The sequence below is a fragment of the Bradyrhizobium sp. CCBAU 53421 genome (genome assembly GCF_015291625.1).
Classification (GTDB): Bacteria; Pseudomonadota; Alphaproteobacteria; order Rhizobiales; family Xanthobacteraceae; genus Bradyrhizobium.
Window position 1 is genome coordinate 6,847,062 of sequence record NZ_CP030047.1, and the last position, 12,428, is coordinate 6,859,489.

8 protein-coding genes are annotated in these 12,428 nt (G+C 65.9%); 1 reads left to right on the forward strand and 7 read right to left on the reverse strand.

Features of this window, described 5'->3' with window-relative positions; all coding sequences use genetic code 11:
• Positions 1-525 precede the first annotated feature (525 nt).
• The 4 genes from XH92_RS32210 to XH92_RS32225 all read right to left on the reverse strand — a co-directional run bounded on the left by XH92_RS32210 (position 526) and on the right by XH92_RS32225 (position 5,049).
• The gene (locus tag XH92_RS32210) at positions 526-1,572 is read right to left on the reverse strand and encodes a S1C family serine protease (RefSeq protein ID WP_194455729.1); all 1,047 of its coding nucleotides are present in this window, start codon (positions 1,570-1,572) and stop codon (positions 526-528) included.
• Between the two features lie 79 nt (positions 1,573-1,651).
• Positions 1,652-2,101: a hypothetical protein gene (locus tag XH92_RS32215; protein WP_194455730.1), complete on the reverse strand. Its 450-nt coding sequence runs from the start codon at positions 2,099-2,101 to the stop codon at positions 1,652-1,654.
• 7 nt (positions 2,102-2,108) lie between these two features.
• Entirely contained in the window at positions 2,109-3,710 is a 1,602-nt protein-coding gene (locus tag XH92_RS32220) for a GMC family oxidoreductase (RefSeq protein WP_194455731.1), read from the reverse strand.
• 115 nt (positions 3,711-3,825) lie between these two features.
• Positions 3,826-5,049, reverse strand: a complete 1,224-nt coding sequence (locus XH92_RS32225) for a cytochrome P450 (RefSeq protein WP_194455732.1) — start codon at positions 5,047-5,049, stop codon at positions 3,826-3,828.
• 233 nt (positions 5,050-5,282) lie between these two features.
• Here XH92_RS32225 and XH92_RS32230 point away from each other — a divergent pair, with 233 nt between their 5' ends.
• Entirely contained in the window at positions 5,283-6,917 is a 1,635-nt protein-coding gene (locus XH92_RS32230; protein WP_194455733.1) for an NAD(P)/FAD-dependent oxidoreductase, read from the forward strand.
• Positions 6,918-7,269: 352 nt separating this feature from the next.
• Here XH92_RS32230 and XH92_RS32235 read toward each other — a convergent pair whose 3' ends face one another.
• Genes XH92_RS32235 through XH92_RS32245 form a run of 3 tightly spaced genes read right to left on the reverse strand, consistent with a single transcriptional unit; the run spans position 7,270 to position 12,428 of the window.
• Entirely contained in the window at positions 7,270-10,572 is a 3,303-nt protein-coding gene (locus tag XH92_RS32235) for a carboxyl transferase domain-containing protein (protein ID WP_194455734.1), read from the reverse strand.
• An 18-nt stretch (positions 10,573-10,590) separates the two neighbouring features.
• Positions 10,591-11,475 (reverse strand): ABC transporter permease, encoded by an 885-nt coding sequence (locus XH92_RS32240; RefSeq protein WP_194455735.1) that lies wholly within the window; start codon positions 11,473-11,475, stop codon positions 10,591-10,593.
• Complete coding sequence (locus XH92_RS32245; protein WP_194455736.1) at positions 11,472-12,428, reverse strand: ABC transporter permease; 957 nt, start codon at positions 12,426-12,428, stop codon at positions 11,472-11,474. The genes XH92_RS32240 and XH92_RS32245 overlap by 4 nt, the downstream gene beginning before the upstream one ends.

Consider the following 12,428-nt stretch of genomic DNA (forward strand, 5'->3'; position numbering starts at 1 on the left):
GGAGTGTCCAGTGCTGAAGCCCGGGCGCGGAAGGCACAAGTCGTTCATGAACGGGCGAGGGTCGTTATCACGACGCCCGTGATCACGCCGACTCCGTGGGATTATTATATTGTTCCACGCTATCGCTATCGCCCTGAAGACGACCGGGTCGATCCATACGGACCGCCTGTGGTGTCGTCTTGGGACCTCTATGAGGGGTGGCGGTGGCCATACTGGTGGTGAACAGCGATCACGCGAAGCGGATCGCATTCCGACGAGCTGCTGGCGGCGTTGCAGTAGGGTGTGTGGCTCACGAGCGGCACCAAATACTCAGTGTCGTCCCGGCGAAAGCCGGGACCCAACCACTGAAGCCATTGGTACGCAACGCTGGGGCCACAGCCTTTCTCAACAATCCAACCCTGTGGTTATGGGTCCCGGCTTTCGCCGGGACGACACCGGGTATGTTGCATCGCTTTCAGCCCATCATCCTAAAGGAGCGCGGAACGCGCGCCTCACCATGAGTGGCTGATATCAGCGCACCGCCCCTCACTGCTTCGCCGGCTTGCGCCCGATCGGGTGGATGTCGATCGCGCGCAGGCGGCCGAGGCGGAGCACGTCCATCGACAACGTGCGGTCGATCCGGCTGTGATCGAGCGCGCGGATCAGGTCGTCGACGCCGTTGATCTCGATACCGTCGAGCCTGATCACCACGTCGCCGGGCAGCAGGCTGGCGCGCGCGGCCGGGCTGTCCGGCTCGATCTGCATCAGCAGCGCGCCCATCTTGTTCTCGACGCCGGCCAGCACCGCATGGCGCCGCGGCACCGGCGCGGTCTGTCCGGCAACGCCGATATAGGCGCGGCGGACATAGCCGTGGCGGATGATCTCCGACAGCACGAACTGCGCGGTGTTAGAGGCGACCGCAAAGCAGATGCCCTGCGCGCCATTGATGATCGCGGTGTTGATGCCGATCACCTCGCCCTTCGACGACACCAGCGGCCCGCCGGAATTGCCCGGGTTGAGCGCGGCGTCGGTCTGGATCACGTCCTCGATGGTGCGGCCGCTAACCGAGCGGATCGAGCGGCCGAGCGCCGACACCACGCCGGCGGTGACCGTCGATTCGAAGCCGAGCGGATTGCCGATCGCGACCACGAGCTGGCCGCGGCGCAAGGTCTTGGAATTGCCGAGCGAGGCATAGGGCAGATCGCGCGCGCCATCGGCCCGCAGCAAGGCGAGATCGGTGTCGGGATCGACGCCGAGCACATGGGCGTCGGTGACGAAGCCCTCAGTGTCGCGCAGCCGGATCTCCTTGGACGATCCGACCACATGGCTGTTGGTCAGCACGAAGCCGTCGGGCGAGATCACGATGCCCGAGCCGAGCCCGCCGCGCTCGCGCGCGTTGCGCACTTTCGGCCCGGTTTCGACCCGGACCACGGCCGGACCGACGCGGTCGGTCACGTCGATCACGGCATTCGAATAGGCATCCAGCAAGGCCCGGTCATCGACCTGGCTTTTGACTTGGCCTGTAACTTGGGTAGCGTCAGCCGCCCGCGGCGACGTCGTGTCACCGGCGGCATCTGAGGTAATATCCAGCATGGCGAGAGTCCTTTGGTCACCTCAGATGGTGACCGGCTCCCGCTACCGCAAGTGGTTACGCCTGTACCTGCCCGAATGGCTAGGTCGCCCGCCGCAGCGTACCGCCCCTTGCCTTGACCGGGTCGAGCAGCGACCAGTCGCCGTCCGGCAGCACGTGGCCCTTGGGGAACGGGGCGCGCAGCTCGAGCCCGAGCGAACGCAGCACGCGGTCGTCGCGGTAGTAGCATTGCAGCACCACGCGGACGAGCGTCGCCGCGGCAGCGCCGCCAAGCTTGCGAAACTCCCGCGCCACCGCGTCGCGCCCGGCATCGTCGAGCTCGGCGAGCGGCTTGCCGGCAAGCTGCGCCAGACGATCCAGCGCCTGCGCGACCAGCGCGGTATCGCGGCCGAGCGTTGCCAGCATGTCGGCCTGGATCGCGGCATCATCAGCACCCGGCACCCTGTACTCGGCGCTTTCGGGGACGATCATCGCGGCGACGGTGCGCAGATCGGCGCGTTGGGCTGCGGTCAGTTGTTTTACTTCGGACATGGTAGCCTCAGTCGAACAGGTTGGCGAGGCGCTGCTTCATCTGGTCGGCGATGTAGAGCGCGAGGGCCTGGATGGTGGAGGTCGGGTTCACGCCGCCCGAGGTGACGAAGATGCTGCCGTCGACGATGAACAGGTTCTTCACGTCGTGCGAGCGGCCCCATTCGTTGACCACGGAGCGCGCGGGATCGGTCCCCATCCGCGCGGTGCCGAGCAGATGCCAGCCGCCCCACGGGATCGGATCGTTGATGCAGATGTCGGTGGCGCCGGCGGCCTCGAGAATCTCGCGGCCGCGCGCCAGCCCATGGTCCATCATCTTCCGGCTGTTTGCGCTGATCGTGTAGTCGATCTTCGGCGCGGGGATGCCATGGCTGTCCTTCAGATCAGGATCGAGCGTGACGCGGTTGTGCTCCTCCGGCAGATCCTCGCAGATCGCCGACACCGCAAGGCGGTGGCCGTTGAGCTTGCGGAACACGCGGTGATGGTCCTTGCCCCAGGGCAGGATGCCCTTCTGCTCGCTTGCGACAGCCTCGAACACCGGCCCGGCGCCGCGACCGAACTGGATGCCGTAACCGCGGACGAAGCCGCGCGACAGGTCCGTGTCGTAGAACTCCTTGCTCCACAGGCAGGTCGGCGGTGCGCGGTTGCTGTCGGTCGGCTCCTTCACGAAGCCGTAGATCTGCGCGTAGGGGTGGAACATCAGGTTCTTGCCGACCAGGCCGGACGAATTGGCGAGGCCGTTCGGAAACTTGCCCGACACCGAATTGAGCAGCAGCCGCGGCGTACCGACGCCGTTGCAGGCGATGATGACGACCTCGGCCGGCTGGAATTGCTCGACGCCGTCCTTGTCGTAATAGACGACGCCGGAGGCCATGCCGTGCTCATTGGTCAGGATCTCGCGCACCCGGCAATGGGTCTTGAGCTCGACCCCGGCGCGGATCGCGTGCGGCCAGTAGGTGATGTCGGTCGAGGCCTTGGCGCCTTGCGCGCAGGCCGGCGTGCAATGGCCGAGATTGATGCAGCGCGCCCTGCCCTCGTAGTCCATCGTCGCAACCGTCGTGTCCGACGGCCACCAGTGCCAGCCGAGCTTGTTCATGGCCTTGCCGATCAGCGGGCCTGACAGGCCGAGCGGCTGCTGCGGCATCGGCGGATGGCTCAGCGGCGACAGCGGATCGCCCGACAGGCCCGACGTGCCCATCATGCGATCGTTCTCCTCGAAGAACGGGGTGAGCGCGTCGTAGTCGATCGGCCAGTCGTCGGCGACGCCGTCGAGCGTCTTCACCTTGAAGTCGGACGGATGCAGCCGCGGCCAATGCGCGGTGTACATCACGGTCGAGCCGCCGACGGCGTTGAAGTTGACGACCTTGATCGGTGAGTTGTCGTCGTTGATCGGGTAGTCCTCGGGCCGCTTGCGGACATTGGGGCTGGACGACCACTCGCCGTAGAATTTCGCCTCCCAGTCGCGCCCGGTGCTCGGATATTCGGCAGGGTTCATCCAGCCGCCCTGGTCGAGGCAGAGGATGTGCATCTTGGTATCGGCGAGGCTCCAGGCTATCGCGGCGCCGGATGCGCCGGCGCCGATGATCAGGACGTCAACGGGATCGTTCTTCATTGTTATTTCCTGGAGTTTCTTCTTGTGTCATTGCGAGCGAAGCGAAGCAATCCACCTCTCCACTTGTGGCTCCATGGATTGCTTCGCTTTGCTCGCAATGACGGGGTGATGCGGCTCAATCGGCGATTCTCACCGGCAAGCTTCGTATACCGCGGATGAAATTGGAATAGAGCCGTTGCGGCGGGCCCATCAGCGTAAAACGCAGATCGCGCGCCAGGACCTCCTCCCAGAGGATGCGCAATTGCTGCTCGGCGAGGCGATCGCCGACGCAGCGGTGGATGCCGGCGCCGAAGGCGAGGTGCTGGCGCGGCTTGGCGCGGTCGATGATGAATTCATCGGCCCGCTCGATCTTGTCCTCGTCGCGGTTGCCGGAGATGTACCACATCACCACCTTGTCGCCCTTTTTGATATCGCGGCCGGCGAGCTCGACATCGTTGCGCGCGGTGCGGCGCATGTGCAGCACCGGCGTGTGGTAACGGATGGTCTCGGACACCAGGTTGGGGATCAGCTCGCGGCGGGCGCGGACCAGCTCGAACTGCTCCGGATTCTCGCACAGCGCCATCAGGCCTGCGGACATCGAATTCCGCGTGGTGTCGTTGCCGCCGACGATCAGAAGCCCGATGGTGCCGATGAACTCGCGCGGCTCCAGATTCCGCGTCGCCGGCGAATGGGCCAGCATCGAGATCAGGTCGAAGGTCGGCGGCGCATCGATCCGCGCGTCCCATAATTTTCGGAAATATTCTCCCATCTTGACCAGCTCAGCGGTGCGTTCGGCCTCCGAATGCACCACCGCGTCGGGGGATTCGACGTTGGCAATCGCGACATCCGACCACCAGGTCAGCTTGGCGCGATCCTCCGAGGGGAAATCGAACAGCGTCGCCAGCATCATGTTGGTGAGGTCGACCGAGACCCGCTCGGCCCAATCGAAGGTCTCGTTGCGCGGCAGCGCATCGAGCACGGCCGCGGTGCGCTGGCGGATCAGCGCATCGAAATTGGCGAGGTGCGACGGCGCCACGATCGGCGCCACCGTGCGGCGCTGCGCGGTGTGGCCAGGCGGGTCCATGCGGATGAAGCTCGGCCGCTCCTGCCCCTTCGGCTGGTCAGCGACCTGGATACCGCCAAGCTCGGAAGCCGAGGAATAGTTCTGGTGATCCAGCTCGACCGCAAAGATGTCGTCGTAGCGCGTCACCGACCAGTACGGGCCGTAGGCCGACGCCTCGCAATAATGCACGGGATCGTCGCGGCGGAGCTGCGCGAACAGCGGCCGCCAGGTGTCGTCCTGATAAAGCCGGGGATTGCTGACGTCTGTTGCCGTCGGCCTGCGCGGCGCCTCTCCCATCGCTCACTCCCGTCAGGTTCCGTCGCCGCTTGACGGGCGATCGTCTTGTCGGGCCGACGATAGAGGCAATCCCACGGCCGAGTAAAGCCGCGGAGCGAACAGTCCGCCGCGCGGAATGCGCGCAGCTTACGCACCCGGCAAATCCCGATAGCTGCCCCGCTGTTCGATGTTTGTCGGCGGCAGGAAGACCGGCTAGCCTTGGCGGCAATCAACCCAGCAGGGAGCGACGACAGGTGGCCGCAACGCGCCAGGACAACAGCCCCGAGAAGGCTGCGCTGGACTCCGACGTCATCATCATCGGCGCCGGCCTGTCCGGCATGTACCAGCTTTACCGGCTGCGCGAGCTCGGCCTCACCGCGCGCGTGTTCGAGGCCGGCACCGGCGTCGGCGGCACCTGGTACTGGAACCGGTATCCCGGCGCACGATTCGATTCCGAAAGCTACTCCTACGGCTACTCGTTCTCGAAGGAGCTGCTCGAGGAATGGGAATGGTCGGAGCATTTCGCCGGCCAGCCCGAGACCTTGCGCTACTGCAACTTCGTCGCCGACAAGTTCGATCTGCGCCGCGACATCCAGTTCGAGAGCCGCGTCACCTCTGCGACCTACCAGGACGACACGCGAAGCTGGCGGGTCACGCTGGAGAGCGGCGCGCAATACAGTTGCCGCTTCCTGATCACCGCGATCGGCCCGTTGTCGACGCCCACTTTGCCGCGCATCGAGGGCCGCGACGATTTCACGGGGCAATCGTTTCACACCGCGCGCTGGCCGAAGCAGAAGGTGGATTTCACCGGCAAGCGCGTCGCCGTGATCGGCACAGGCGCGACCGGCATCCAGACCATCCAGACCATTGCCGGCGAGGTCGGGCACCTCACCGTGTTCCAGCGCACCGCCAACTGGGCAGCCCCGCTGCACAACGGCAAGATCGACGCGGAAACGCAGGCGAAGATCAAGGCCGGCTATCCCGAGATTTTTGCACGCTGCAAGGAGACCTTTGCCTGCTTCGTGCATACGCCCGATCCGCGCGGCGCTTTCGAGGTCAGCGATGCCGAGCGTGAGGCGTTCTACGAAAAACTCTATGGCGAGCGCGGCTTCGGCATCTGGCAGGGCAATTTCAGGGATATCCTGATCGATCGCGCGGCCAATGCGACGATCAGCGACTTCGTCGCGCGCAAGATCCGCCAGCGCGTGAAGGACCAGGCGGTGGCCGAAAAGCTGATCCCGAAGAACCACGGCTTTGGCACACGGCGACTGCCGCTCGAGACCTTCTATTACGAAGTCTACAACCGCGACAATGTCGAGCTGGTCGATCTGAAGCAGACGCCGATCGAGCGGATCACGCCCGAGGGCATCCGCACGACCGACAGGGACTACGCCTTCGACATCATCATCTACGCCACCGGCTTCGATGCCATCACCGGCAGTTTCGACAAGATCGATATCCGTGGTGCCGGTGGCGCGCGACTGAAGCAGAAGTGGGCGCACGGCCCGGAGACCTATCTCGGGCTGATGGTCGACGGCTTCCCCAACATGATGATGCTGATGGGCCCGCACACCGCGCTCGGCAACATCCCGCGCAGCATCGAATACAGCGTCGACTGGGTCACCGGCCTGATCCGCTTCGCGAAAGCGAGAGGCCTGACCTTCCTCGACGCCACCCCTGAAGGCACTGCCGGCTGGACCGATCACGTCAAGGCGCTCGGTGTCGGGCTGTTGTCCAACGAGGTCGATTCCTGGATGACCGGCATCAACCGCAACGTCGAAGGCAAGCAAACCCGCATCGTCGCCCGCTACAGCGGCAGCGCGCCGGCCTATCGCGCACGATGCGATGAGGTGGCGGCGCAGGGGTATGCGGAGCTGCGGTTGGGCTAACGTGCGGTCGCTCACGCCCGACACCGCCAGCGGTGCGAGGCGCCCGCCCATCCACCGCCGTCGTCCTGGCGAAGGCCAGGACCCATAACCACCGCATTCAGTGACGAACGGATCGCGGCCCCAGTATCGCGCAACAATCAATATTTGGGGTAATGGGTCTTGGCTTTCGCCCGGACGACATCGGTGGATGGCGCCTGATTCAAGATGTCAAAGATGCGGTGTCATCACCCGCGAAAGCGGGTGATCCAGTATTCCAGAGACGGTGGTTATCGAGCCGGGAAGCCGCGGCGCACTGGATCGCCCGGTCGAGCCGGGCGATGACAGTTGGGGTGGGAACGCAGCTCCGTCCTCACTACCACGCATCGATGCACGGCCGCTTGCGGTGCGTACGCGGCTCTGCCTTCGGCACCGAGCGGAGGCCGACCATGATCCAGTGCCGGGTGTCAGCGGGGTCGATCACCTCGTCGATCTCGAGCACCGAGGCGATCGAGACCGCCTTGCCGTTGGCGTAGAGCTCGGCGACCTTGGTCTGGAAGTACTTCTCGCGCTCGACCGGGTCCGCGATCGCCTCCATCTCCTTGCGGAAGCCGAGGCGGACATAGCCTTCCAGGCCCATGCCGCCGAATTCGCCGGTCGGCCAGGCCACCGTGAAGAACGAGGCGTGGAAGCCGCCGCCGATCATCGATTGCGCGCCGAGACCGTAGCCCTTGCGCAGCACGACGCCGAACAGCGGCACCGTGATGCTGGCGCCGGTGACGAACATCCGCGCGACATGGCGCACGATCGCGGTCTTCTCGGCCTCGGGGCCGACCATGAAGCCCGGCGTGTCGCACAGCGAGACGATCGGGATGTCGAAGGCATCGCACAGCTGCATGAAGCGCGCGGCCTTGTCGCCGGCCGCAGCGTCGATCGCGCCGCCGAGATGCTTCGGATTGTTGGCGATCAGGCCGAACGGCTTGCCTTCGATGCGGATGAAGGCCGTGATCATGCCGACGCCGAAATCCCTGCGGATCTCCAGCACCGAGCCTTCGTCGGCGATCAGGTCGATCACGTTGCGGATGTCGTAGACCCGCAGGCGATTTTCCGGGATCGCGCGGCGCAGCAGCCGCTGGTCCGGCGCCTTCCAGTCCTGCACCGCGCCCTGGAAGTAGGAGAGATATTTCTGCGCCACCGTCGTGGCCTCTTCCTCGTCTTCGACCAGGATGTCGATCACGCCGTTCGGCGACTGGAACGAGACCGGGCCGACCTCGGCCGGATGATAGACGCCGAGGCCGCCGCCCTCGATCATCGCGGGGCCGCCCATGCCGATCGAGGCGTTTTTGGTCGCGATGATGACGTCGCAGACGCCGAGCATCGCGGCGTTGCCGGCGAAGCAATAGCCCGAGACCACGCCGACCACGGGCACCAGCCCGGAAAGCTTTGCGAACTGTACGAAGGACGGGCCGTCGAGGCCGGTCATGCCGAGCCGGTCGGTATCGCCGGGACGGCCGCCGCCGCCCTCGGCATAGAACACCAGCGGCATGCGCCACTGCTCGGCAAGGCCGAGCATGCGGTCGATCTTCTTGTGGTTCATATGGCCTTGCGTGCCCGCGAGCACCGTGTAGTCGTACGAGATCACCATGCAGCGCGCGCCGTCGGCGCCGAAATCCCTGGCGTTGACGGTGGCGACGCCGGCGATCAGGCCGTCGGCCGGCGTGTTCTTGATGAGATCCTCGACCTTGCGGCGGCGGCGCTGCGCCGCAATCGCAAGCGAGCCGTATTCGACGAACGAGCCGTCATCGACCAGCTGCGCGATGTTCTCGCGCGCGGTGCGCTGGTTGGTCTTGCGGCGGCGCTCCACCGACGCCGGGCGATTCTCGTCGAGCGTGATCGCCCTGCGCGCGATCAATTCGCCGAGGTCGGGACGGATGTGATCGAGATCGATCGCGGCCTCTTCCGCCGCGGCATGACCGTCGACCTCGGCGGGCTCGAGGAACAGGATCGGCTCGCCATGCATCAGGGTGACGCCGGGACCGCCCGCAATCCTGGTCACGCGGCCGCCATGCGGCGCGGTGACGAGATGCTCCATCTTCATCGATTCCAGCACCGCGATCTGCTGACCGGGGCGAACCAGATCGCCCTCCGCGACCTCGATGGCGACGATGGTGCCCTGCAACGGCGCCGGCACCGGCAGCGATCCTTCGGGCGCCGCCTCGATAGCGACGGCCTTGGTCGCCGCCGCCTCGCTCACCTCGAGCAGCGGCGCGGCATGCTCCTGCGCGGCGCCGACCAGCGCCGCGACGTGGGTATCGATGAAGTTGGTGCTGATCTTGTTCCGGGCAAAACTCTGGTGCGCCAGGATCGCGCCGAGGAACGGGATGTTGGTGGCGACGCCGCCGATGCGGAATTCGCGTAACGTGCGCGATGCCTTGTGCACCACGTCGGTCCATTTCGGGCTCGGCGAATGCACGATGACCTTCGCCAGCAGCGAATCGAACGCGGCAGAGGTCCGGTAGCCGGAATAGCCGAACGTATCGACGCGGACGCCGGGACCGGACGGCAGGTCGAACACGCTGAGCGTGCCGCCGGTCGGCTTTGTCACGCCCTTCTCGTCCATCACCTCCATGTTGACGCGCAGCTGCATGGCATAGCCGCGCGGCAGCGGCACCGCTGACTGCGCCAGCCCGAGCGATGCCAGCGTCGCGCCGCCAGCGACCGCAAGCTGCGACCGCACGAGGTCGACGCCGAGCACCGCCTCGGTGACGGTGTGCTCGACCTGAAGGCGCGGATTGGCCTCGATGAAGGCGAACGCGCCCTCACCTTCGCCGGCCTCGTCATCGACCAGGAATTCGAAGGTGCCGAGATTGTCGTAACGCGCCGCGGTCGCGAGCTGCTTTGCCGCCTCGATGATGCGGGCGCGCATTCCATCGCTCAGCGACGGGCTCGGCGCCACCTCGATCAGTTTCTGGTTGCGGCGCTGGATGGTGCATTCGCGCTCCCAGAGATGGCTGATCGCGCCATGGCGGTCGCCGATGATCTGCACCTCGATGTGACGCGCTTTCCGGATCAACCGCTCGACATAGACGGCGTCGCTCCCGAATGCCGCCTTGGCCTCCGACTGGCAGCGCGCATAGGCTTCATCGAGCTTCGCCAAGTCCTCAACCACCCGCATGCCGCGCCCACCGCCGCCGGCGATTGCCTTGATCATGACAGCGGCATTGGCGCCGAGCGAGGTGAAGAAGGCCTTTGCCTCGTCAAGCGACGTTGCGCCCGAGGTGCCGGCGATGATCGGCACGCCGCATTTCTTCGCCAGCGCCTTGGCCTTGGCCTTGTCGCCGAACAGGTCGAGCGCCTCCGGCGATGGGCCGACGAAAGTGATCTTCTCCTCGGCACAGCGCCGCGCGAGCTGGGTGTTCTCGCTGAGGAAGCCGTAGCCCGGATGCAGCGCGTCGCAGCCGGTGGCCTTGGCCGCAGCGATGACAGCCTCGATGTCGAGATACGCCCGCGCACCGTGACCGGGAATCTCGTGGCTCGCATCGGCGGACCGGACATGCAGCGAGGCGGCATCGTCGGCCGGATAGATCGTGACAGTCGCGATACCGCTCTCGGCCGCGGCGCGGGCAATGCGGATCGCGATCTCACCGCGGTTGGCAATCAGCAATTTCTTGAACGACATGGACGGTTCCGTTAGAGGTCAACGATCCTTCATCGTGGGATCGAGCACGACACGCAAGGATTCCCCGAGCGCATTGAACGCCAGGGAAACGACGAGAATGGCAACGCCCGGCGCATACATCTGCTCCGGGGCGATTTCCATATATTGATAGGCGCGCGCCAGCATGGCGCCCCAGCTCGGGTCCGGCGGCTGGATGCCGAGGCCGAGGAACGACAGGCTGGCCTCGGCCAGCAGCGCCGCGGCGAGCAGCAGCGTCACCTGCACGATCACGGGCTGCAGCGTGTTCGGCAGCACATGGCGCCATAGCACATGCCAGGTCGGCGCGCCGAAGCCGCGCGATGCGTCGACATAGAGCTCCTGCCGAACGATCAGGGTACGGGCGCGGACGATCCGAGCCAGCGCCGGAAACATCGTGATGCCGATCGCGATCATGCCGTTGGTGAGCCCGATTCCGAGCGCGCCGGTGACGGCGATCGCCAGCACGATGGCGGGGAACGACAGGAAGGTGTCGATGATGCGGCTGATGATGTCGTCGATCCAGCCGCCGAAATAGCCGGCGATCAGGCCGACCGGCAGCCCGATCAGAACCGCGACGCCGACCGCGAGCAGGCTGGCATAGACGGTCGCCGGCGCGCCGTAGATCAGGCGCGAGAAGATGTCGCGGCCGAGATCGTCGGTGCCGAGCAGATGCAGCGGCCCCGGCGGCGCCAGCATGTTGTTGACGTCCTGCGCGGTCGGCGCATAGGGCGCGATCCAGGGCGCGCCGATCGCGACGATCACGAGCACCGAGAGCACCAGGATCGACAGCGCGGCACGCAGGTCGCCGGCGAGCCAGCGCAGGAAGCGGCCCAGCCGGGTCGGCCTGGCGGGTGCCTTGAGCGGAGCGAGCGCCGTGTCGGTCATTGCTCGATCCTCGGATCGACCGCGGCGCACAGCAGGTCGGTGATCAAATTCACTGCGATGACCACGACCACCATCGTGAAGACCACGCCCTGCACGATCGGGAAATCGCGCTGGATCGCGCCGCGCACGATCAGGCTGCCGAGGCCGGGAATGGCGAACACCGCCTCGATCACGACGGTCGCCGCCAGCATGCGGTTGACCAAAAGGCTGACGATGGTCAGCAGATTGACGCTGACATTCTTCAGGCCGTGCTGCCAGAGGATCCGCGACATCGACAGCCCCTTGGCATGCAGCGTGCGGACATATTGCGAGGACAGCACCTCCAGCAATGCGCCGCGCAGCTGGCGTGCGACCTCGGCCATGCCATAGGCCGCGATCGCGATCGCAGGCAGCAGCGCGTGCCGGATCGCATCGATCGGCGAGACGCTGAAGGATTTGGCGCCGGTCGCCGGCAGCCAGTTCAGCTTCAGCGAGAACTCCGCCACCAGGATCATCGCGAGCCAGAAGCCGGGCACCGCGACGCCGAGCGAGGCGATCATGCTGATCAGCTTGTCGACCCAGCCGTTCGGCTGGATCGCGGCCATCACGCCCATCGGGATGCCGGTGACCAGCGCCAGCAGCAGCGCGATCACGACAATCAGCAGCGTGTTCGGGAAAGCGCGGCCGATCGAAACCGCGACCTTCTCGCCGGTCAGCAGCGATTGCGACAGATCACCCTGCGCGACATGGCCGAGCCATGTGCCATATTGCACCAGGAACGGCCGGTCGAGGCCGTAGATCTTCCTGATCTCGGTGATCCGCGCGTCGGTCGCGTTGTCGCCCGCCAAGGTCACGGCGACGTCGCCGGGCACCAGCTTGAGCAGCGCGAACACCATGAAGGTCGCGAGCAGGATCACGGGCAGCGCCTGCACCAGGCGGCTGCCGATGACCCGGACTGGTGACCGTCGCGCCAT

Excerpts from the sequence above, each read along its gene's own strand:
- XH92_RS32210 (WP_194455729.1), bottom strand. The coding sequence starts at position 1,572 with ATGCTGGATATTACCTCAGATGCCGCCGGTGACACGACGTCGCCGCGG.
- XH92_RS32215 (WP_194455730.1), bottom strand. The coding sequence starts at position 2,101 with ATGTCCGAAGTAAAACAACTGACCGCAGCCCAACGCGCCGATCTGCGC.
- XH92_RS32220 (WP_194455731.1), bottom strand. The coding sequence starts at position 3,710 with ATGAAGAACGATCCCGTTGACGTCCTGATCATCGGCGCCGGCGCATCC.
- XH92_RS32225 (WP_194455732.1), bottom strand. The coding sequence starts at position 5,049 with ATGGGAGAGGCGCCGCGCAGGCCGACGGCAACAGACGTCAGCAATCCC.
- XH92_RS32235 (WP_194455734.1), bottom strand. The coding sequence starts at position 10,572 with ATGTCGTTCAAGAAATTGCTGATTGCCAACCGCGGTGAGATCGCGATC.
- XH92_RS32240 (WP_194455735.1), bottom strand. The coding sequence starts at position 11,475 with ATGACCGACACGGCGCTCGCTCCGCTCAAGGCACCCGCCAGGCCGACC.
- XH92_RS32245 (WP_194455736.1), bottom strand. The coding sequence starts at position 12,428 with ATGGCGCGACGGTCACCAGTCCGGGTCATCGGCAGCCGCCTGGTGCAG.